The sequence below is a fragment of the Flavivirga algicola genome (assembly GCF_012910715.1).
Lineage (GTDB): Bacteria > Bacteroidota > Bacteroidia > Flavobacteriales > Flavobacteriaceae > Flavivirga > Flavivirga algicola.
Window position 1 is genome coordinate 156,461 of record NZ_JABBHF010000010.1, and the last position, 19,622, is coordinate 176,082.

Annotated in this window: 22 protein-coding genes; 14 read left to right on the forward strand and 8 right to left on the reverse strand. The window is 33.4% G+C overall.

Features of this window, described 5'->3' with window-relative positions; all coding sequences use genetic code 11:
• The first annotated feature begins 129 nt into the window (after positions 1 to 129).
• From HHX25_RS16680 to HHX25_RS16705, 6 genes are all read left to right on the forward strand, one after another.
• Complete coding sequence (locus HHX25_RS16680) at positions 130 to 654, forward strand: DinB family protein (protein ID WP_169675848.1); 525 nt, start codon at positions 130 to 132, stop codon at positions 652 to 654.
• 56 nt (positions 655 to 710) lie between these two features.
• On the forward strand, positions 711 to 1,661 hold the full coding sequence (locus tag HHX25_RS16685; protein WP_169675850.1) for an aldo/keto reductase: 951 nt from the start codon (positions 711 to 713) through the stop codon (positions 1,659 to 1,661).
• Positions 1,662 to 1,701: 40 nt separating this feature from the next.
• Positions 1,702 to 2,211: a DinB family protein gene (locus tag HHX25_RS16690; RefSeq protein ID WP_169675852.1), complete on the forward strand. Its 510-nt coding sequence runs from the start codon at positions 1,702 to 1,704 to the stop codon at positions 2,209 to 2,211.
• A gap of 11 nt (positions 2,212 to 2,222) precedes the next feature.
• Positions 2,223 to 2,747: a GNAT family N-acetyltransferase gene (locus HHX25_RS16695; protein WP_169675854.1), complete on the forward strand. Its 525-nt coding sequence runs from the start codon at positions 2,223 to 2,225 to the stop codon at positions 2,745 to 2,747.
• 2 nt (positions 2,748 to 2,749) lie between these two features.
• Positions 2,750 to 3,097 (forward strand): hypothetical protein, encoded by a 348-nt coding sequence (locus tag HHX25_RS16700; RefSeq protein ID WP_169675857.1) that lies wholly within the window; start codon positions 2,750 to 2,752, stop codon positions 3,095 to 3,097.
• A gap of 241 nt (positions 3,098 to 3,338) precedes the next feature.
• Positions 3,339 to 3,860, forward strand: a complete 522-nt coding sequence (locus HHX25_RS16705; protein WP_169675859.1) for a hypothetical protein — start codon at positions 3,339 to 3,341, stop codon at positions 3,858 to 3,860.
• 1 nt (position 3,861) lies between these two features.
• Here HHX25_RS16705 and HHX25_RS16710 read toward each other — a convergent pair whose 3' ends face one another.
• Positions 3,862 to 4,329, reverse strand: coding sequence for a CBS domain-containing protein (locus HHX25_RS16710; protein WP_169675860.1), 468 nt, complete (start codon positions 4,327 to 4,329; stop codon positions 3,862 to 3,864).
• Positions 4,330 to 4,544: 215 nt separating this feature from the next.
• Here HHX25_RS16710 and HHX25_RS16715 point away from each other — a divergent pair, with 215 nt between their 5' ends.
• On the forward strand, positions 4,545 to 5,258 hold the full coding sequence (locus tag HHX25_RS16715) for a tetratricopeptide repeat protein (RefSeq protein ID WP_169675862.1): 714 nt from the start codon (positions 4,545 to 4,547) through the stop codon (positions 5,256 to 5,258).
• 61 nt (positions 5,259 to 5,319) lie between these two features.
• Here the strand turns inward: HHX25_RS16715 and HHX25_RS16720 are convergent, their stop codons facing one another.
• Entirely contained in the window at positions 5,320 to 5,841 is a 522-nt protein-coding gene (locus HHX25_RS16720) for a hypothetical protein (protein WP_169675864.1), read from the reverse strand.
• Positions 5,842 to 6,043: 202 nt separating this feature from the next.
• Here HHX25_RS16720 and HHX25_RS16725 point away from each other — a divergent pair, with 202 nt between their 5' ends.
• The 3 genes from HHX25_RS16725 to HHX25_RS16735 all read left to right on the forward strand — a co-directional run bounded on the left by HHX25_RS16725 (position 6,044) and on the right by HHX25_RS16735 (position 8,848).
• Complete coding sequence (locus HHX25_RS16725) at positions 6,044 to 6,634, forward strand: HupE/UreJ family protein (RefSeq protein ID WP_169675866.1); 591 nt, start codon at positions 6,044 to 6,046, stop codon at positions 6,632 to 6,634.
• Positions 6,635 to 6,818: 184 nt separating this feature from the next.
• Positions 6,819 to 7,250: a deoxycytidylate deaminase gene (locus HHX25_RS16730; protein WP_169675868.1), complete on the forward strand. Its 432-nt coding sequence runs from the start codon at positions 6,819 to 6,821 to the stop codon at positions 7,248 to 7,250.
• A complete protein-coding gene (locus HHX25_RS16735; RefSeq protein ID WP_169675871.1) occupies positions 7,250 to 8,848 on the forward strand; it encodes a S41 family peptidase in 1,599 nt (532 codons plus the stop codon). Before HHX25_RS16730 ends, HHX25_RS16735 begins: the two co-directional genes overlap by 1 nt.
• Here the strand turns inward: HHX25_RS16735 and HHX25_RS16740 are convergent.
• From HHX25_RS16740 to HHX25_RS16750, 3 genes are read right to left on the reverse strand one after another with little or no spacing between them, the layout of a single operon-like run.
• Complete coding sequence (locus HHX25_RS16740) at positions 8,845 to 9,453, reverse strand: NAD(P)/FAD-dependent oxidoreductase (RefSeq protein ID WP_169675873.1); 609 nt, start codon at positions 9,451 to 9,453, stop codon at positions 8,845 to 8,847. The two genes, HHX25_RS16735 and HHX25_RS16740, sit on opposite strands and share 4 nt — an antisense overlap.
• Positions 9,453 to 9,656 carry a hypothetical protein gene (locus HHX25_RS16745; protein WP_169675875.1) on the reverse strand — a complete coding sequence of 68 codons (204 nt, stop codon included), beginning with the start codon at positions 9,654 to 9,656 and terminating at the stop codon, positions 9,453 to 9,455. The genes HHX25_RS16740 and HHX25_RS16745 overlap by 1 nt, the downstream gene beginning before the upstream one ends.
• A gap of 12 nt (positions 9,657 to 9,668) precedes the next feature.
• Complete coding sequence (locus HHX25_RS16750; RefSeq protein ID WP_169675877.1) at positions 9,669 to 10,256, reverse strand: MarC family protein; 588 nt, start codon at positions 10,254 to 10,256, stop codon at positions 9,669 to 9,671.
• 90 nt (positions 10,257 to 10,346) lie between these two features.
• On the opposite strand from HHX25_RS16750, the gene HHX25_RS16755 reads away from it, so the two are divergent.
• From HHX25_RS16755 to HHX25_RS16770, 4 genes are all read left to right on the forward strand, one after another.
• Positions 10,347 to 10,919, forward strand: coding sequence for a DUF3109 family protein (locus HHX25_RS16755; RefSeq protein WP_169675879.1), 573 nt, complete (start codon positions 10,347 to 10,349; stop codon positions 10,917 to 10,919).
• 294 nt (positions 10,920 to 11,213) lie between these two features.
• Positions 11,214 to 12,194 (forward strand): ribonucleotide-diphosphate reductase subunit beta, encoded by a 981-nt coding sequence (locus HHX25_RS16760; RefSeq protein WP_169675881.1) that lies wholly within the window; start codon positions 11,214 to 11,216, stop codon positions 12,192 to 12,194.
• Positions 12,195 to 12,419: 225 nt separating this feature from the next.
• Entirely contained in the window at positions 12,420 to 14,903 is a 2,484-nt protein-coding gene (locus HHX25_RS16765) for a ribonucleoside-diphosphate reductase subunit alpha (protein WP_169675883.1), read from the forward strand.
• 205 nt (positions 14,904 to 15,108) lie between these two features.
• Positions 15,109 to 15,552 (forward strand): DinB family protein, encoded by a 444-nt coding sequence (locus HHX25_RS16770; protein ID WP_169675884.1) that lies wholly within the window; start codon positions 15,109 to 15,111, stop codon positions 15,550 to 15,552.
• Positions 15,553 to 15,608: 56 nt separating this feature from the next.
• Here the strand turns inward: HHX25_RS16770 and HHX25_RS16775 are convergent, their stop codons facing one another.
• The 3 genes from HHX25_RS16775 to HHX25_RS16785 form a co-directional block, all read right to left on the reverse strand.
• The gene (locus HHX25_RS16775; RefSeq protein WP_169675886.1) at positions 15,609 to 16,478 is read right to left on the reverse strand and encodes an OmpA/MotB family protein; all 870 of its coding nucleotides are present in this window, start codon (positions 16,476 to 16,478) and stop codon (positions 15,609 to 15,611) included.
• A 341-nt stretch (positions 16,479 to 16,819) separates the two neighbouring features.
• Positions 16,820 to 17,101: a pyrimidine/purine nucleoside phosphorylase gene (gene ppnP / locus HHX25_RS16780; RefSeq protein WP_169675888.1), complete on the reverse strand. Its 282-nt coding sequence runs from the start codon at positions 17,099 to 17,101 to the stop codon at positions 16,820 to 16,822.
• Positions 17,102 to 17,303: 202 nt separating this feature from the next.
• Positions 17,304 to 19,589: an inorganic phosphate transporter gene (locus HHX25_RS16785; RefSeq protein WP_169675890.1), complete on the reverse strand. Its 2,286-nt coding sequence runs from the start codon at positions 19,587 to 19,589 to the stop codon at positions 17,304 to 17,306.
• Positions 19,590 to 19,622: the final 33 nt, after the last annotated feature.

A 19,622-nucleotide genomic window follows, 5' to 3' on the forward strand; every position in this document is an offset into this window, starting at 1 on the left:
CTTGATTTTTTTGGTTTTAAATTTTATTCGGAATAACCTTATATTTGGTAAAACTATATGGCTTGCTCCCAAATTGTGTTTGAGCATGCATTGGAAATGAATTAAAATAATTTATTGTAAATAAATATAATGACTTACAATTTAGACCAAGCTTTAGAAATTTTGGAACGCACTCCGAATACACTTAATATAATGCTTTTGGGATTGTCTGATGAATGGATTTATAATAACGAGGGTGACAATACCTGGAGTGCTTTTGATGTTGTTGGACATTTAATTCATGGCGAAAAGACCGATTGGATTGTTAGAATACAAATTATTTTGAGCGATTCTAGTAACAAAGTATTTGAATCTTTTGATAGATTTGCTCAGTTTGGAAATTCAAAAGACAAAACATTACAACAATTATTAAAAGAGTTTTCAGAATTACGTACAGAAAACTTAAAAAAGCTCAAGGATTTTAAAATTACAGAGTCGCAATTAAAGATGAAAGCCGCGCATCCTGAATTAGGAGAGGTCAGGCTAAAAGAGCTATTGGCCTGTTGGGTAGCACATGATTTGGCGCATATTGTACAAATTGCACGAGTTATGGCAAAACAATATAAAGATGAGGTAGGTCCTTGGAAAGCCTTCATTCCTATTTTGAATACATAGATATAGACATTAAATATTTAACATATAAATCTTAAAATACAAACATTAAAAAATAAATGCGAACACTAAAATTTAAGAACAATGACGAAATGCCTGCTTTTGGCCTAGGTACATGGAAATCTGAATCAGGAGACGTTTACAATGCAGTAAAAACAGCTATTAAGGAAGGCTATAGACATATTGATTGTGCAGCAGTATATGGTAACGAAAAAGAAATAGGTGAAGCATTGGCTGAATGTTTTTCAGAAGGTATTGTAACCAGAAAAGAGTTATGGATTACCTCCAAACTTTGGTGTAATGCCCATGCAAAGGAAGATGTAATTCCAGCCTTAAAGCAAACGTTAAGCGATCTGCAACTCGATTATCTGGATTTATACCTGATTCATTGGCCGGTAGCCTTAAAAAAAGAAGTAATGTTCGTTGGTGCTAAGGAAGATTTAATTTCATTAGATGATCTTCCTAATGCGACAACATGGGAAGTTATGGAAGAAGCTGTAGGTTTAGGTTTGGTAAGGCATATTGGGGTTTCTAATTTTGGTAAAAAAGCTTTAGAAGATTTAATATCTAAATCGAAAATAAAACCTGAAATGAATCAGGTGGAGTCGCACCCCTATTTTCAGCAAGAAGACCTACTCTCATTTTGTAAAGATCATCATATTCATTTTACGGCATATGCACCGTTGGGCTCTTCAGACAGGGCAGAGAAATTTAAGGCAGCAGATGAGCCTAAATTATTAGAAGATCCTATCATTACAGACATGGCAAAGTCTAAAAACGCCACACCAGGACAAGTCCTAATTAGTTGGGCATTGCATCGGGGCACTGCTGTTATTCCTAAGTCTGTAAACTCAGGTAGAATTGCTCAAAACCTACAGGCAGGAGCCATTCATTTATCCGATGATGATATGAAAAAAATTGCCAGCTTAGATAAAAATTACAGGTATTTAACAGGTGGACACTGGGTGTTTGAAGGTGGTGCTTACACATTGGAAAGTATTTGGGCTTAGTAGGTTTGGTGCTATTTAGTGTGTTAAATTAAGCAAGGATATGTCTATTAAAGAAATTATACAGCAATTAGAAAGCAACCAGCAGGTTTTTAAAAGTCTTTTAGTATCTAAAATAGAGACACAATATTTATGGAGGCCCGAGCCTGAAAAATGGAACTTGCTAGAAATTGTATGTCATTTATTGGATGAAGAACGAGACGATTTTAAAGCTCGGGTGGTTCATGCACTTGAAACTCCTAAAAAACCCTTGGTGCCAATTGATCCTGAAGGCTGGGTTAAAGAAAGAGATTATAATGCTAGAGATTATAACCAAACACTTCTGGATTTTCTAGAAGAGCGGAAACAATCTGTTGTATGGTTAAAAAGTAAGTTAGATGCTAATTGGGAAAGTAAGTTATTGCACCCTGAACTGGGAGCTATGTCGGCAAGGTTGCTTTTAGCTAATTGGTTGGCACACGATTATTTGCATATAAGACAAGTTTTAAGATATGATTATAATTACTTAAAACAGAGAACTAAGCTTGATTTAGGGTATGCAGGGAACTGGTAATGTAATTTAGTATGACATTTAATTTAGAAACAGAACGTCTTATTTTAAGAGACTTACGGATGTCTGATTTAGAAGGTATGTTCGAATTGGATTCGGATCCTGAAGTACATAAATATTTAGGAAACAAACCTGTAAAAACTAAAGAAGAATCTCAAAAAATTATAGAAGCTGTTATTGATCAATATGAAAAATACGGTATAGGTCGATGGGCTCTAATCAATAAAAAAACAGGTGAATTCATGGGGTGGTCTGGGCTAAAACTCAATACAAAAATGAATGGCATTACTAACTTTTATGATGTAGGTTACAGATTAATAAAACGTTTTTGGGGCCAAGGTTATGCAACAGAATCTGGTAAAAAAGCTGTAGATTATGGTTTTAAGGTTTTAAAGCTTCCCGAGTTGTACGGTATAACAGAAATGGAACACCAAGCTTCTCACCATGCCCTTTTAAAAATTGGCTTAAAATATATTGAAGATTTTTATTTTGAAGAGGAAAAGATAAAGCTTCGCTGGTATAAAATTGAAAATAAGTAGTTATGCAGAGACAATGCTTAGAGTGTGGCGATAATATAGTTGGCAGAATTGATAAAAAGTTTTGTAGCGATGGGTGTAGAAATGCGTATAACAATCGCGTAAACAAAGATAGCAAGAATTTAATACGCAACACAAATAATCGATTACGTAAAAATTATAGGGTTTTAGAGATGCTTAATCCTGAGCAAAAAACAAAAACATCCCGAGCCAAGCTCATAGAAGCAGGTTTCGACTTTAACTATTTTACAAGTATTTATACGACTAAAGCAGGAACTATTTATTATTTTGTTTACGACCAAGGGTATTTACCATTAGAAGGCGATTATTATGCATTGGTAAAACGAGAATAAATATTATTTTGCTGCATATTTTTAATACTCACCATTTGTTAAATATTATATAATAACCTCGATGACTGAATCCCTTATTTTTATTATACCCATTTTTATGTTTTGTCTATTTGGTGGGATTGTCTTTTTAGTGATCTATTTCAATAAAAAAAATATTATTCTGAGAAAACTGTCCAAATTTAAGTCCAAACGCATCTCTCAATTTAGAACCAACGAACTTACAAAGGTATCAGGGAAAGTAATGCAAGTACAAGAGCCGTTTGTTATGCCATTTAGTAAACGAAAATGTGTTGCTTATATTTTTGAAATAAGGGAAAAAATAAAATCGGGCAAGAATTCTCGATGGAACACATTAGTCAAAAAGGAAGATGTTCAAGATTTTTTTATAGAGAAAGATGGCGAATTGGTTATGGTAAAACCCTCTCAGGAAACCAGTAACTATAGTAGTTATATGGTTAGGGATAAGCAGGTTTCTTCGGGTACGTTTAATGATCCTACACCTGAGTTTTTGAAGCTTTTGGATGCGTTCGGAATTGAAAGCGAAAATTGGTTTGGGTTTAATAAAACCTTGGAATATACTGAAAGGATTATAGAAATTGGCGAAATAATAACCGTTGGTGGTATTGCAAAGTGGAAAACATTAAAAGAGCCTATTGGAGGGTATACCTATTCTAAAATTGCAGCATTGGAAAGTACTGTGAATCAAAAAATAATCATTACAGATCATCCCAAGGCAATACAGCCAGTGAAAAGAAGGCTTTAGTTTATTTCCAATTTTGCCCTTTTAACTTTAGGGCCGCTTTAAGAATGTCTTTCTGACTTATCTGCCCCACAAGTTTTCCGTTTTCAACAATAGGGAAACGTCTTCGCTTGGAGTTAAGAAACTTATTGGCAGCATCAAAAATATTCATATTACCATCAATGGTCTCAACATCTTTAACCATGTGTTTTTCAACAGTAGCATTATCCATGGGCATATTGTAATATCTACTTTCACTTATTTGTTTAATACAATCACCTTCAGAGATAACACCTATTAATTCATTCTTTTCATTTATTACGGGCGCACCTGAAATTCTATGTTTTATTATAGCATCAATAACTTGCTCAATTCTTTGATTAGATTTAAACGTAATCAGATTTGTAGTCATATAGTCACTAACCTTAATTGGGGTATTGGGCGTGTCCTTTTTTGTCTTTTTTCGCGAGGCTAGAAAACTTTTTATTCCCATGGTCATTAATTTTAAGTAATCTTAAATATAGTCATTTTTTTTAAATTTTCCTATAAATGCATTTTTTCGCTAAAAAGAGATTTGAATTAATAATAAATGGTATGTGGTTTCCCAAAAGAAGACCGTATGATCCAAATAAAAATAATTAGCATTCTTTTAAGAGTTTAAATGTTAATTTTTTATAGTTTTAGCACGTTAAAATAAATATTAGAGGAATGAAAAGATTATTTGGATTGATTTTATTAGTAAGTGGCTTTATGCTAAACGCTCAAAGTAACTCAGAATTAATAAAACATTATGAAGCTTATTATAAGCAAATGAAGGCACAAGGAGATGTTCAAGGGATAATAAATGGGATGACACATTTAAATTTGTTAGCACCATCCCAGGCAAGAAAAGACACTTTAGCTTATTTATACATGACCGAAGGTAAATACATGCAAGCACTTAACACCATAGGCATAGAAAAAAGTGCTACCGATTCTGATATCGCCATTGAAGTTAAGGCATTGTCTTTAAAATCGGTTAAACAGCCTGAATTAGCCATTGGGTTTTTTGAGGAAATGTTTAAAAGAAAACCAAATGCCCCAATTGCCTACGAATTGGCAGAACTTAATTTGCAAACTAAAAAACTGGCGGAAGCAGAAAAGCATATTGCTTATGGTATCGCAAATTCGAAAGACGATATGAAGAAAGCTTATTACGAGACTCAAACACCATATGAAGTATCTTTAAAAGCGGCCTTTATGTATTTAAAGGCATTGGTTGTTTACAATAAGGATACGAAAGCAAATATTGATGCAGCTGTCGATGTTTTGGATGAAACTTTAAAAACAGCACCCAACTTTAATTTAATTCAATTAACAAAAACGGAATTGTTAAGACAAAAACAGGCTCTGCAAGCACAAGCGTCACAACCAAAAAATTAATTAAAAAATTAATTGAAAAAAGGGCCTAAAAAGCGAATGCACTTTTTAGACCCTTTTTTTATTATTCTGGCTTTTCAATTTTTCGTGTATCGAATTCTATTTTCTTATTTATTTGTAAATTAAAACTAGAAAAGGCTACTAAAAAATCCTTAATGGTCGCTATAAGTTCTTTTTTGCTTGTAGTAGATAAATTTGATAAACTCTCTAGTTTGCGAAGTTTGGTTTCCAACGCTGTAATTCTAGAAGAAATAGAAGGTGCCTTTAATTCTTTAGGAATGCTTTTTTTTAAACCTTTTAACAGAGCGGTTATGGTTTCTTCATTATCATTAAAAAAACTTAAATCCCCTTTTTTAATAGTTGTTATAGCTTCTTGTAATTGTTGGTATTCTGCCCAGTTTTCTGTAATCCCTTCGGCTTTTGAGTCTATAAAAAACTCGATATAGTCAATTTTTGAAATATCTTTTTCCGTTATTTCATTGTTTTCAATGTCCGCTTTATTAGTTGCTACGTTGCTTTCTTGTTCTTTTTTACAAGAAAGAAATAGTATTAGCAGGCTTAAAATACTTAAGGTTTTAATACGCATAGTGCTTCATTTAAAATGATACCGTACAAAGATATAGTAATAGTTTATCTTCTGTTTAAGAATTAGAAATCAAATTACTAATTTCTTATACGATATTAATTTGTGTAAAATGAGTTGTTTTGCTCAGATAAAAAATCCGATGCCATTTTAAAACAACCTAATTAATTGTATATTTGAACGGTTCCCTAATCTTAAAATTATTATGTTTCAAAATTTTTGGTTTAACGTAGAGTATGGTATCAATCATGTATTAGATATCAACGCATACGATCATGTTTTATTTCTTATAGTCTTAACAGTTTCCTATGTGTTTAAAGATTGGAAACGTGTGTTGCTATTGGTCTCTATGTTTACTTTGGGGCATACCTTATCACTCGTTTTGGCAGCTTATAATGTGGTTCGTGTGAATGCGCAGATTGTTGAATTTTTAATTCCTATTACTATTCTAATTGTTGCGCTGTTTAATGTTTTTACTTCTGGTAAAGGTGCTCAAAGGGAAAAAGTGGGCGTGTTGTTCTTGTCAACACTATTCTTTGGATTGATACATGGTTTGGGCTTTGCACGTGAATTTCAGATGCTTTTGGGAGATTCAGATAACAAATTAGCATTATTGTTGGAGTTTGCTTTAGGAATAGAGCTTGCCCAGATTATCATTGTATTTTTAGTCTTGTTTTTAGGGTATGTGGTACAGACTATTTTTAGATTTTCTAAACGCGATTGGATTATGGTTGTGTCTGCCATCGTTGTTGGTTTGGTTATTCCCATGATATTGAACAGTGATTTCTTGTCATAATATAAAATTTTCATAAAACTTTAACGAACTTGCATTGCGATTAAAATACGAACAGAGTATCTTCGTTGTATTGTTTTGCGTTTGAGATTAAAGCATTTGCGAGCTATTCTTGGTTTTTATTTTTGAAATGGCTTCTAAAAATGTATTAATCGTTTAAAAACATGTTATAATTATAAATAGAATAATGCCAGAAAATAAACAGCTTAAGTACGATAAGGCTTATTTAAGAATAGCACAGGAGTGGGGAAAATTGTCTTATTGCAAACGCAGGCAAGTTGGCGCGATTATTGTGAAAGATAGAATGATTATCTCTGATGGTTATAATGGAACGCCATCGGGGTTTGAGAATTTTTGTGAAGATGATGAAGGCTACACAAAATGGTATGTGTTACATGCAGAAGCGAATGCTATTTTAAAAGTGGCTGCTTCTACCCAGTCGTGCAAAGGCGCTACACTGTATATCACAATGTCACCATGTAAAGAATGCAGCAAATTAATCCATCAGGCTGGGATTGTAAAGGTGGTGTATCATGAAGCATATAAAGATGATTCTGGATTGAAATTCTTGAAAAAAGCAGGTATAGAACTTAAATTAATAGAAGACTTAAAAGCATAATGTCATTTCAAAAAAAATATTTGCCTTTTATTTTGGGTGTTGCGATAGCGGCAGGCATTTTTATTGGTGGAAAGCTGGATTTTACAGATTCGCCAGATAGATTGTTCTCTACTAATAGTAAAAAAGATAAACTCAATAGGCTTATCGACTATATTGATTATGATTATGTTGATGACATAAATACAGACAGTATTGTTGATGTTACGGTTAATGGTATTTTAGAAAATCTAGATCCGCATTCTGTATACATCCCTAAGGAGGCTATGGAACGTGTTGCGGAAGAGATGAAAGGTGATTTTGTGGGTATTGGAGTTAGCTTTTATCCCTACAAAGATACCATAGCGGTTATTAGGGCGATTGAAGGAGGTCCTAGTGCCAAAGCAGGTATAAAAGGAGGTGACCGTATTATTATGGCAGATAACGATACGCTTTTTGGAGATAGATTGAATGATGGTGAAATGGTTAAAAAACTAAAAGGGCCTATTCATACTAAAGTCAATTTAAAAGTATATAGAAAAGGAGAGCCAGAACTTTTAAACTTCACAATAAAGCGGGATAATATTCCTATTAAAAGTGTCGATGCCGTTTATATGCTAACCGAAAAATTAGGATATATAAAAATAAACCGATTTGCAGAGTCTACTTATAAGGAATTTAAAAAAGGGTTGAATAAGCTTTTAGAATTAGGAGCTACCGAAATTGCATTGGATTTAAGAAATAACCCAGGAGGTATTTTAGGTATCTCAGAACAAATAGTAGACGAGTTTTTAGAAGATGATAAACTCATCCTATTTACTAAAAATAAGCGCGGAAATATTGAAAAAAGCTTTGCTACTGGTAAAGGCGATTTTGAAGATGGTCATGTATACGTACTCATAGATGAGAATTCAGCATCTGCAAGTGAGATTGTTGCTGGGGCATTACAAGATAATGATAAAGGAACCATAGTAGGGCGTCGTTCTTATGGCAAAGGCTTGGTGCAGCGAGAAATGGACCTAGGAGATGGTAGTGCCGTGCGTTTAACGGTGTCACGTTATTATACACCAACAGGACGTTCTATTCAGCGGTCATATAAAAATGGTAATAAAGATTACTATGATGAATATTTTGATAGGCTAGATAGTGGAGAGCTTTTAGATCCCAACAAAATTAAGGTAGCAGATTCATTAAAATTTACAACACCAGCGGGGAAAACGGTGTATGGTGGTGGGGGTATTATTCCAGATGTATTTGTCCCTATAGATAATAGTATGCAAAATGAAACGCTAACCTTTTTACAAAGACGCGGATTTATCGGTTATTTTGTATTTGAGGAGCTTGAAAAAGACAGGCATCTTTACGATAATATTTCAAGACAAGATTTTATTGATTCGTTTGAGGTGAGTGATGATTTGGTGTTTGCTTTCCAGGACTACTTAAATGTACGTACCGATTCTAAAATTACTTTTGTAGCATACCATACTGAGGTGAAACAATATATCAAAGCAACACTAGCAGGTCAGCTTTATGGCAGTGGTGCTTTTGAAGAAGTTTTCAATCAGCGTGATATCATGATTGATGAGGTTATTAAGTTAAGTGATAGTAAGGCTAAAGACTAAACTTCAATTTTATCATGCACTTTAGTGTCTTTTCCATTGTTCCAAAGTGTTAAAATGTCGGTAGCTACATGTGCGCCACTACCAGAAGCTATGGAAAATTGGCTACGCCACCCAGCAAGTGTGCCTGCAACGTATAAATTGGCTTCAATCAAATGATCTGTGTTTTTTAACCAAATCCGATTTTTTTCAATCGGGCTCCTTGGATGAGGTTCTATATAATGTTCAAGTCCTTTAATCGTCATCAAGTTGGTATAGCCAACAGCAATAACAACAGCTTTTGCTGTGTAGGTGTTTTTATTGGTTCTAATTTTTAAAAGGCCTTCAGATTTTGACAATTCCAAGGTTTTTTCTTTTTCAATCAGTTCGACATGCGGGTATAGTTCCGTTAATTGTTTTTTTCCGCTTTCCAATATTGAAGCTCCAGTAGTTTCAGGCGTTAAGCCCAGTACATTGTTGAATAAAGCAGTTTGAAGATGGGATGTTTTTTGATGGGCAATAATGCCAATATGTTTGTCTTTGGCAAAAGCTTTATTTTTAGCAGAGCCTAAAACTAGGGCGCATGACAAACCCGCAGCACCCCCGCCAATAATTAGAGCATCATACATTAGTTGCGTTCTTTGGTTTTTTGTTCAATACGCTTAGAGACCCTTAGAATAAGCATCATAAGAATAACACAAAGAGATGCTAAAATAGTGATTAAAGCGATTAAGCTATCATCTTTAAAAGGCGCACTAAAATTCACTTTTGTAAAATTGAAAATCATTAAACCTAGAGCAATAATGCTAATTATAATAGTTAAATATTTCATTTGTGATGGTGTTTATGTAATTTCAAATAAGGCTTTTATGTTATGAGCAAATAGTTTAACAGCAATAGCTAATAAGATAACTCCAAATACTTTGCGTATAATATTGATACCGTTTTGTCCAATAAGGCGTTCTATTCTAGCAGATGTTTTAAGCACGATAAAAATAATGATAACATTCATTATAACTGCAACAATAATGTTTTCTGTTCTAAATTCAGCTCTTAGTGATAATAAAGTCGTTAAACTACCAGGGCCCGCAATGAGTGGAAACGCTAAAGGGAATACCGCAGCTGTCATAGAGGTGCTTTCTTCCTGTTTGTATAAAGTGATTCCTAAAATCATTTCCAAAGCAATAAAAAATAAAATAAAAGCACCGGCTACAGCAAATGAATTGACATCAATACCAACAAGGTTTAAAATACTTTTTCCTAAAAACAAAAACAGAATTAATATAATGCCCGCTATAATGGAGGCTTTTTCGCTTTGTATATGTCCTGCTTTTTTTCTTAAATCGATAATTATTGGGATATTCCCGATAATATCTATAACGGCAAATAATACCATAAAGGCCGTAAAAATTTCTTTAAAGTCTAATTGCATTGCTTTGATTATTAAGTTTGTGGGCAAAGTTCGGTATTAAATGCCAAACTATTACACAAAATAATTCTAAAGATTGTCTATTTTTGTCCGATGTTTCAATTAGGAAAAACCATTGTATCCGAAGAGATCATAGAAAAAGATTTTGTATGTAATCTATCGGCTTGTAAGGGTGCGTGCTGTGTTGATGGTGATGCAGGTGCGCCGTTAGAAGCAGATGAGACTAAAATACTTGAAAATATTTACCCTAAGGTGAAGCCCTTTTTACGTAAAGAGGGTATTGAAGCTATAGAATCCCAAGGGACGTATGTAACTACTGAAGATGGAGAACTGGAAACGCCTTTAATTGATGGGGCAGATTGCGCTTACGTTATTTTTAACGAAAAAAAAGTGGCGCTTTGCGGTATAGAAGAAGCGTATAACCAAGGCCAGATTTCCTGGAAAAAACCAGTGTCTTGCCATTTGTATCCTGTAAGAGTTCAAGATTACAGCGAATTTTCGGCAGTGAATTATCATAAATGGCAAATTTGCGATGATGCTTGCTCTTTAGGAAAAGAACTGCAAATCCCCATCTATAAATTTGTAAAAGAAGCCTTAGTTAGAAAGTTTGGAGAAGACTGGTACATGGAGTTGGAAAAGGTTGCAAATTCTAAAAAAAACGATTAAAAACTAGTTTGATTTTCTAAAATAGATGCTCCTTTTCTTTACAATTTTTGCAAACTAAAGAACCCTTGTTTTATAAGGCTTCAGCGAAGGTTGTTGAAATTAAATTACTGATTATCAGGTTATTGTGTTGTTGTAGGGCTTTCCTTTGAAAACCCCCATCTGCTAAGTTTTGTTAAAAACTTGTTGACAATGTTTATAACAAAGCCTTTCATTTTCAACTTCTATTTTCAATCTTTGTTATTCCCAAATCGAAAGAAATTTTCGTCCAATATTTTATAAAAATTTAAAGAAACAATGTCTCAGGCTATAGAACCGATTCTACAAGAAAACAAAGATCGCTTTGTTATTTTTCCAATTCAACACCATGATATTTGGGAGTGGTATAAAAAATCGGAGGCAAGCTTTTGGACAGCAGAAGAAATTGATTTACATCAAGATCTTACAGATTGGAGTACAAAACTTAATGATGATGAGCGCTATTTTATAAAGCACATTTTGGCATTTTTTGCTGCCAGTGATGGTATTGTAAACGAAAATTTAGCAGAGAACTTTGTAAACGAAGTACAGTATAGTGAGGCGAAATTCTTTTATGGATTTCAAATTATGATGGAGAATATTCATAGTGAGACCTACTCGCTTTTAATAGATACCTATGTAAAAGACGAAAAAGAAAAAGACTTGTTATTTAATGCCATTGAGAACTTTCCTGCTATTAAAAAGAAAGCAGACTGGGCTTTAAAATGGATTGAATCTCCAAGTTTTGCAGAACGTTTAATTGCATTTGCAGCTGTTGAGGGTATTTTCTTTTCAGGGGCATTTTGCTCTATTTTCTGGTTGAAGAAAAGAGGGTTAATGCCAGGTTTAACATTCTCTAATGAGTTAATATCTCGTGATGAAGGTGTACACTGCGATTTTGCAGTGCACTTACATAATAAACATTTAATAAATAAAGTACCTAAATCCCGTATTAAAGAAATATTGGTAGATGCTTTAGATATTGAACGTGAATTTATAACAGAATCTTTACCAGCAAGTTTAATTGGCATGAATGCAGTTTTAATGGCACAATATTTAGAGTTTGTGACCGATAGGCTGTTAAATGAATTAGGTTGCGAAAAAGTATATAATACAGCTAACCCATTTGATTTCATGGATATGATTTCATTACAAGGAAAAACAAATTTCTTTGAGAAACGTGTATCCGAATATCAAAAAGCAGGAGTCCTTAATAAAGAAGAAGAAAAGGACAAATTTAGCTTTGATGCCGATTTTTAATCAAGAAGAATTATTAATAATTCTTCTTTTCAAAACTCCAATGGAGTTTCCCTATTTGAAAGAACGATTAGAATGACATTTCCATGAAAGTGGAAGATTAATAGCCTTTTATTGAATAACCCAAGCAACTGATTTTTATCTAACTAACCATTAGAACTAAATTTTAGAATAATTGACTAACCATTTTTCTGAAGGTGTATCAGAAAACCTAAAAAGTGTAATATTATGTATGTAATAAAAAGAGACGGAAGAAAAGAGCAAATCATGTTCGACAAGATCACTGCCAGAGTGAGAAAGTTATGTTATGGATTAAACGAGTTGGTCGACCCTTTAAAAGTGGCCATGCGTGTGATTGAAGGACTGTACGATGGTGTAACAACAAGCGAACTGGATAACCTTGCTGCAGAAATTGCTGCAACAATGACAACAGTACATCCAGACTATGCGCGTTTAGCAGCACGAATTTCGGTTTCTAACTTGCATAAAAACACTAAAAAATCGTTTAGCAGTGTTATGGAAGATTTGCATAAATATGTAAACCCGAGAACAGGTAAAGATGCACCGCTTTTATCAGACGAAGTCTATAACGTTATTATGGAGAATAAAGAACGTCTTGATTCTACTATTATATATAACCGTGATTTTGGTTATGACTATTTTGGTTTTAAAACGTTAGAACGTTCCTACCTTTTAAAGTTAAATGGTGTTATTGCCGAGCGTCCGCAACATATGCTTATGCGTGTTTCAATAGGAATTCATTTAAATGATTTAGATGCTGCTATTGAGACCTATGAGCTCATGTCTAAAAGATATTTTACGCATGCTACACCAACACTATTTAATTCAGGTACACCAAAACCGCAAATGTCGTCTTGTTTTCTTTTAACTATGAAAGAAGATAGTATAGATGGTATTTATGACACTTTAAAACAAACGGCAAAAATTTCACAATCTGCTGGAGGGATTGGTTTAGCGATGCATAATGTACGTGCTACAGGGAGTTATATTGCAGGAACCAATGGTACGAGTAACGGTATCGTACCCATGCTTCGTGTATTTAACGACACGGCGCGTTACGTAGATCAAGGAGGTGGAAAACGTAAAGGAAGCTTTGCGATTTATCTGGAAACTTGGCATGCTGATATTTTTGATTTCTTGGATTTAAAGAAAAACCACGGTAAAGAAGAAATGCGTGCACGTGATTTGTTTTATGCAATGTGGATTTCAGATTTGTTTATGAAGCGTGTACAGGAAGATGGCGATTGGACTTTGATGTGTCCTAATGAATGCCCTGGATTACCAGAAACACATAGTGAAGAATTTGAAGCCTTATATTTAAAATATGAAGCCGAGGGTAAAGGGCGTAAAACAATTAAGGCACGTGAACTTTGGGAGAAAATATTAGAATCTCAAATAGAGACTGGGACACCATATATGCTTTATAAAGACTCGGCAAACCGTAAGTCTAATCAGCAAAATTTGGGAACCATTCGTTCTTCTAATTTATGTACAGAAATTTTAGAGTATACATCACCAGATGAGGTTGCTGTATGTAATTTAGCATCTATTGCTTTGCCAATGTTTGTTAAAAATGGAGAATTCGATCATAAAGAATTGTTCCGTATAACAAAGCGTGTTACTAAAAACTTAAACAGAGTTATTGATAGAAATTATTATCCAGTAAAAGAAGCCGAAAATTCTAATATGCGTCATAGACCAATAGGTTTGGGGGTTCAGGGATTAGCAGATACGTTTATAAAACTACGTATGCCTTTTACGAGTGATGCTGCTAAAAAATTAAACCAGGATATTTTTGAAACACTTTACTATGCAGCGGTGACTGCGAGTATGGAAGAAGCAAAAGTGGATGGTCCTTATGAAACCTATGAAGGCTCTCCAATAAGTAAAGGGCAATTTCAACATAACTTATGGAACCTAAATAATGACGAATTAAGTGGTAACTGGGATTGGGAGAAACTACGTAAACAAGTACTTAAAAACGGTGTGCGTAACTCGCTGTTAGTGGCACCTATGCCTACAGCCTCGACATCTCAAATACTTGGTAATAATGAGTGTTTTGAACCCTATACATCTAACATTTATACGCGTCGTGTATTGTCTGGGGAGTTTATTGTTGTGAATAAACATCTATTGGAAGATTTAATTGAACTTGGACTTTGGAATGAAAGTTTAAAACAAGATATTATGAGAGCCAATGGCTCCATACAAAATATTGATGTTATTCCTCAAGATATTAAAGACCTTTACAAAACAGTTTGGGAGTTAAGTATGAAGGATATTATAGATATGTCTCGTCAAAGAGGGTACTTTATAGACCAGTCACAATCACTTAACTTATTCTTAGAAGGTGCTACAATGGCTAAACTAACATCTATGCATTTCTACGCATGGAAAAGTGGTTTAAAAACGGGTATGTATTACTTGCGTACTAAGAGTGCTGTAGATGCTATTAAGTTTACTCTAAAAACAACCAAGAAGGAAGAACCAACAGCAGAAGTTGTAGAAGTTAATGATGTTAATTTACAGGAAGAACAGGCAAAAAAGAAAAAAGTGGCAGCCAAAAACGCGGCAAAATTTGCGCAACAAAATGTGCCAGAAGTTGAGCCCATGACTGCAGAGGAAATGAAAGCACTCATTGCTCAGGCGAAAGCTGGAGAAGGTGATGATTGCTTGATGTGTGGATCTTAACTATATATAGATTATTAAAAATAGATTTATCAGGCACAGGGCACCCTTTTTAGGGTGCTTTTTCTTATTAAAAGAGTATATTTATTTTTTAACAAAAATAAAAGGCTTCCAATATAGATTATCCTTTTTAAGAACAAATAAATGGTAAAGGGTGGCATGATTCTATTTCAAAAACATATGTTGTTGATGTTAATAAATTTGAAGAATGAAAGAAACGGTTCATAAATTAAAAAACTTAATAAAACAGGGGAAAGCATATATATCCCAATCTTCAGATTTTGAATTAACTCAAAAATTATCACCTGAAAAGTGGTCGAAAAAAGAAATTTTAGGACATCTTATTGACTCTGGGATAAATAATTTGCAACGATTTACAGAAATTCAGACTGAAACGAAACCTTATCGAATTCGAAAATATAAACAGGATGAATTGGTTAAAGCAAACGATTATCAACATGCCGATTTAAAAGAAATCACTAATTTTTGGATAGCAATCAATAACAGAATTTGTTATGTTATAAATCAACAAACGGAAGACACTCTTAATTATAAAATAGTGTTTAATAGTAATGAAATATCCGATTTAAGATTTCTGATTAAAGATTATGTAAGTCATTTAGAGCATCACCTAAATCAAATACTTAAATAAAAAAAAGCACCCAATTTGGATGCTTCTTCTGTAATTTTTATAAACTCGGTTTATACTTAATCTTCTTCTAATACTATATTTTCAGCTACAGTATCATTATTTTCAGCCATTAAAGCAAAAAACTTGTCAATATTTGGAAGAATAATAATTCTTGTTCTTCTATTTTTTGCTCTATTTTCTTTAGAGTCATTTTCTGCAATAGGTTGGTAGCTACTTCTACCCGAGGCAATTAATTTTTCTGGTGCTACATTATATTTTTCTTGTAGTTTACGCACAACAGATGTTGATCTTAAAACGCTTAAATCCCAGTTGTCAGCAATATTCGGAGTGTTTATCGTTCTAGAATCCGTATGGCCTTCAACCATAACATCTAAACTAGGCTCAGAGTTAATAACATCGGCCAGTTTCTTTAAAACAGGATCTGCCTTAGGGCTTAATCTATAACTCCCCGTATTAAATAACATATTGTCTGCAATAGAAATCATAACAACAGTTTCATTAATATTTACAGCAAAATCTTCGTTCTCGTTTATATTGCTTTCGCTAATTGTTTTTTCAAGATTGTAAGCAACTGCTAGATTCATGGAATCTTTAAGTGTTTTTGCTTGACTTAATTTAGCGGGGTCAACATTTTTTAACGTTTTACGCATGTTTGCTTTTGTCTCGTTAGACATGACAGCTACGTTTTCTACAACTTCTAACTTAGAGTCGTTAGCCTCTTTAAGAGTTGCTATTTTAGAGTTATAAGCTTCAACTCTAGCTTGGATTTTATCAAATTTAGCTTCTAAATCTTCTTTGGCGACTCTTGTTTTTTGTAATTCACTTTTAATTTCTCCGTTTTCTTGCTCTAGGGCCATGTATTTTTTCTTTGATACACATGAAACGGTAAAAATTGCTACTAATAGCAAAACAGAAATTTTCTTCATAATAATAATCATTAGGTTATTTAGGCTATTTACGTTGAAAGTAGAGCTTTAGACGTTGAAAGGTTGTGTTTTTTTCATACTAATGAGAAGTAAGACAATATTTACATGTTTTTGTAATTCTAATAGTTGTATTATTGGCATTTAAAAAGGATTGTTTTTCGGAATTTTTTATTTAAACTTCTGTGGAGATATGTTGTTGATAAGCCCATAATTGAAATAGAAAATGGCAAAAAAGAGATAACACAGAATTGTGGAATGAAAATATTTAGAGATAGTTTTACTAAAAATAAAAGCACCTCCCTTTAAGAAAGATGCTTTTTGTTTTCTGTTAATAAAGCATCCTATTTATATTGACATAAATAAGATGTTTGCTCAGATACTTTTACTTGAAACGTTGTGTTGGCCTCAATTTGATAAGTTTCTCCAGCTTTATAGATTGTCCATTCTGATGCGCCAGGCAATTTAACGTTCATTTCTCCTTCAATAACAATCATTGTTTCGTGAGTTGAAGTTCCGAATTCATAATCGCCCGCGTTCATAACCCCTAAAGTAGATTTTCCTGCTTTTGTAGTATAACCTAAAGATTTAACGTTTCCGTCAAAGTAGTTGTTTGTTGAAATCATATTTTTTTAAAAAGGTTTAATAAAATCATTTAAATGCTTCCAAGAAAGAGGGTGTCTAAAAAATATGTTCTATGTCATATTGAGCTTGTCGAAATATTTTTAAAATACTGATAATCAATATTGGTTTCGACAAGCTCAACCTGACAAATCAAATTACAAAGACTTTTTAGACACCCTCCTTTAACGGTAAGTATATTATTTATTATTCTTCTTCTGCTTCAGGGCTAGTAAGTGTAGCAGGTTCAACAGAACTATCATGGGCATTATGATATTCTTCCAAGAGATTCATAGTGGCTGTTAATAGGTCTTTTGTTTCTAAAAGAAGACCAAAATATAAGGTTGTATTTTTTGGACTGGATTCTTCCGTTCTAGTACGTTCAACTTGACTTTGTATTTTTTCAGTCACCAAATCAAAAACCTCTTTCTTGTTATTTAAAATAGCACCAATTTGTTCAAATGATCTAGAGTCAAAAGCTTTTTTAGTTGTGTTAAATAACGACTCAAGATCCTGATCAATTTGTTTTAGCTCTTTAATTTGATTGAATTTAAGTTTTTGATGGTTATTGTTTACATGTTTATGACTTGCCTTAGATATATATTCTAACGACTGTGTCATGTCTTGTAAATACCCTAAAATATTAATGTAGAAATTACTTGCTCCTAAACTGGATTCGTCTAAATTTTTGATAAAGTAGAAAATATTGTCACGTAGTTCATCAATTTCAGTAGACAACTTGACTATATTTTTCTTATTCTTTTTTAATAAAACAATATCTTGTTTCGCTAAACCACTAATAGCGCTTGAATAAATTTTATTACCACGTTTTACAACATTAGCTATATTGTTTGCACTCTCATGAATAACACCTTGAATAGAACTACTTTCTGCCTGCGTTAAACTATCTTCATCAATAACATTTTTTGAATTCTTTTTGTGTGATAAATAATTTCTAGCAAGTAAAATAACAGTTAACAACAACAAAATAGGTGTCATAACGCTAGGATTCCATTTAATTAAAAAGACAACAGTTCCTGCTGCTATAAAAGCACCAATAGCAGTACCAAACCATCCTCCAATAACATTTAATACACCAGCAACTCTGTAAACGGCACTTTCTCTACCCCAAGCACGATCTGCAAAAGATGTACCCATAGCAACCATAAATGTTACGTACGTTGTCGATAAAGGTAATTTCATGGATGTTGCTATCGCAATTAACACGCCTGCAACCATTAAGTTTACAGAGGCTCTAATCATATCGAAAGCAGGCGCATCGATACTTTGATCTTTAGTTAGTACAACATTAGGTTTTTCAAAACTCTTGCCTATTTTTTCCTGAGTTGATGCAGGTATAATTGCGCTTATTGCTTCAGATAACCAAGTCGATCCTTTTACGACGCTTCTCGATAATAAATTTGGCTCAAACTTTTCGTGTGTTTCTCCCTGGCGAGATAAGCTTATTTCCGTTTCGGCTACTGTTTTAGCTTTTTTAGAAAGCCATAAGGTTAATACCATAATCCCCCCAGCTATGAATAAAAGTAAAGGTTCTGCAGGGACTTTTTTGTCAAGTACTTCCATGGAAAACATAGATGGATCAACACCAGAGCTAAACCAAGCTTCGTAAGAATGGTAAGCCGCCATAGGTACACCAATAAAGTTCACTAAATCATTGCCTGAAAAGGCCAATGCCAAACCAAAAGTTCCTATCGCTATTACTACAATTAATATGGTTTTTTTAAATATTTTTTGAAATGCAAAAGAGAATAATGTCCAAAAAACAATGCTTCCAAGTATAATAAAAAGCTCATTGCCTTCTAGGAGCCCTTTAAGATCTTTATAATAAGGCGTTCCCTTTAACCCTTTTAAAAAGATAAAATAGGTTATTGCTGCTAAAGAGATGCCACCAAAAATAGCACCGAAGTTTTTTATTTTCTTTTCGTAATGAAATGTAAAAACCAAACGAGAGACCCATTGTACGATGGCACCAACAGTAAAAGCAATAAATACCGACATGATAATACCCCGTATAATTTCGAATGCTTTTTTAGTATTTATATATGCTCCTAAATCTGTGAAGGTTTGAGAGTCTGAAGCACTAATTTTTATTAAAGACATAACTACGGCAGCTCCCAATAAATTAAATACAATAGAAACTGTTGTAGAGGTTGGTAAACCTAAAGTATTAAAGAAATCTAACAGTAAGATGTCTGTAATCATTACAGCCATAAAAATATACATGATCTCTTCAAAATTAAACATGGCTGGTACGAAGATCCCTTTACGTGCAACCTCCATCATTCCACTTGAAAAAACAGCTCCAATAAAAATACCTAAACTTGCAACGATCATAATAGTTCGCATAGAAATGGCTTTAGAGCCAATAGCCGAGTTTAGGAAATTTATAGCATCATTACTTACACCAACTACAATATCAGCTATCGCTAGAACTGTAATGGCAATTAGCATTAATAAATAAATATTGTCCATAATTTAATTAAAATAAGTTTGCAAATATCCTAA

Bases quoted from the DNA above. Each gene is read 5' to 3' on its own strand.
- HHX25_RS16680 (WP_169675848.1), top strand. From the start codon at position 130: ATGACTTACAATTTAGACCAAGCTTTAGAAATTTTGGAACGCACTCCG.
- HHX25_RS16685 (WP_169675850.1), top strand. From the start codon at position 711: ATGCGAACACTAAAATTTAAGAACAATGACGAAATGCCTGCTTTTGGC.
- HHX25_RS16690 (WP_169675852.1), top strand. From the start codon at position 1,702: ATGTCTATTAAAGAAATTATACAGCAATTAGAAAGCAACCAGCAGGTT.
- HHX25_RS16695 (WP_169675854.1), top strand. From the start codon at position 2,223: ATGACATTTAATTTAGAAACAGAACGTCTTATTTTAAGAGACTTACGG.
- HHX25_RS16700 (WP_169675857.1), top strand. From the start codon at position 2,750: ATGCAGAGACAATGCTTAGAGTGTGGCGATAATATAGTTGGCAGAATT.
- HHX25_RS16705 (WP_169675859.1), top strand. From the start codon at position 3,339: ATGCAAGTACAAGAGCCGTTTGTTATGCCATTTAGTAAACGAAAATGT.
- HHX25_RS16710 (WP_169675860.1), bottom strand. From the start codon at position 4,329: ATGGGAATAAAAAGTTTTCTAGCCTCGCGAAAAAAGACAAAAAAGGAC.
- HHX25_RS16715 (WP_169675862.1), top strand. From the start codon at position 4,545: ATGAAAAGATTATTTGGATTGATTTTATTAGTAAGTGGCTTTATGCTA.
- HHX25_RS16720 (WP_169675864.1), bottom strand. From the start codon at position 5,841: ATGCGTATTAAAACCTTAAGTATTTTAAGCCTGCTAATACTATTTCTT.
- HHX25_RS16725 (WP_169675866.1), top strand. From the start codon at position 6,044: ATGTTTCAAAATTTTTGGTTTAACGTAGAGTATGGTATCAATCATGTA.
- HHX25_RS16730 (WP_169675868.1), top strand. From the start codon at position 6,819: ATGCCAGAAAATAAACAGCTTAAGTACGATAAGGCTTATTTAAGAATA.
- HHX25_RS16735 (WP_169675871.1), top strand. From the start codon at position 7,250: ATGTCATTTCAAAAAAAATATTTGCCTTTTATTTTGGGTGTTGCGATA.
- HHX25_RS16740 (WP_169675873.1), bottom strand. From the start codon at position 9,453: ATGTATGATGCTCTAATTATTGGCGGGGGTGCTGCGGGTTTGTCATGC.
- HHX25_RS16745 (WP_169675875.1), bottom strand. From the start codon at position 9,656: ATGAAATATTTAACTATTATAATTAGCATTATTGCTCTAGGTTTAATG.
- HHX25_RS16750 (WP_169675877.1), bottom strand. From the start codon at position 10,256: ATGCAATTAGACTTTAAAGAAATTTTTACGGCCTTTATGGTATTATTT.
- HHX25_RS16755 (WP_169675879.1), top strand. From the start codon at position 10,347: ATGTTTCAATTAGGAAAAACCATTGTATCCGAAGAGATCATAGAAAAA.
- HHX25_RS16760 (WP_169675881.1), top strand. From the start codon at position 11,214: ATGTCTCAGGCTATAGAACCGATTCTACAAGAAAACAAAGATCGCTTT.
- HHX25_RS16765 (WP_169675883.1), top strand. From the start codon at position 12,420: ATGTATGTAATAAAAAGAGACGGAAGAAAAGAGCAAATCATGTTCGAC.
- HHX25_RS16770 (WP_169675884.1), top strand. From the start codon at position 15,109: ATGAAAGAAACGGTTCATAAATTAAAAAACTTAATAAAACAGGGGAAA.
- HHX25_RS16775 (WP_169675886.1), bottom strand. From the start codon at position 16,478: ATGAAGAAAATTTCTGTTTTGCTATTAGTAGCAATTTTTACCGTTTCA.
- ppnP (WP_169675888.1), bottom strand. From the start codon at position 17,101: ATGATTTCAACAAACAACTACTTTGACGGAAACGTTAAATCTTTAGGT.
- HHX25_RS16785 (WP_169675890.1), bottom strand. From the start codon at position 19,589: ATGGACAATATTTATTTATTAATGCTAATTGCCATTACAGTTCTAGCG.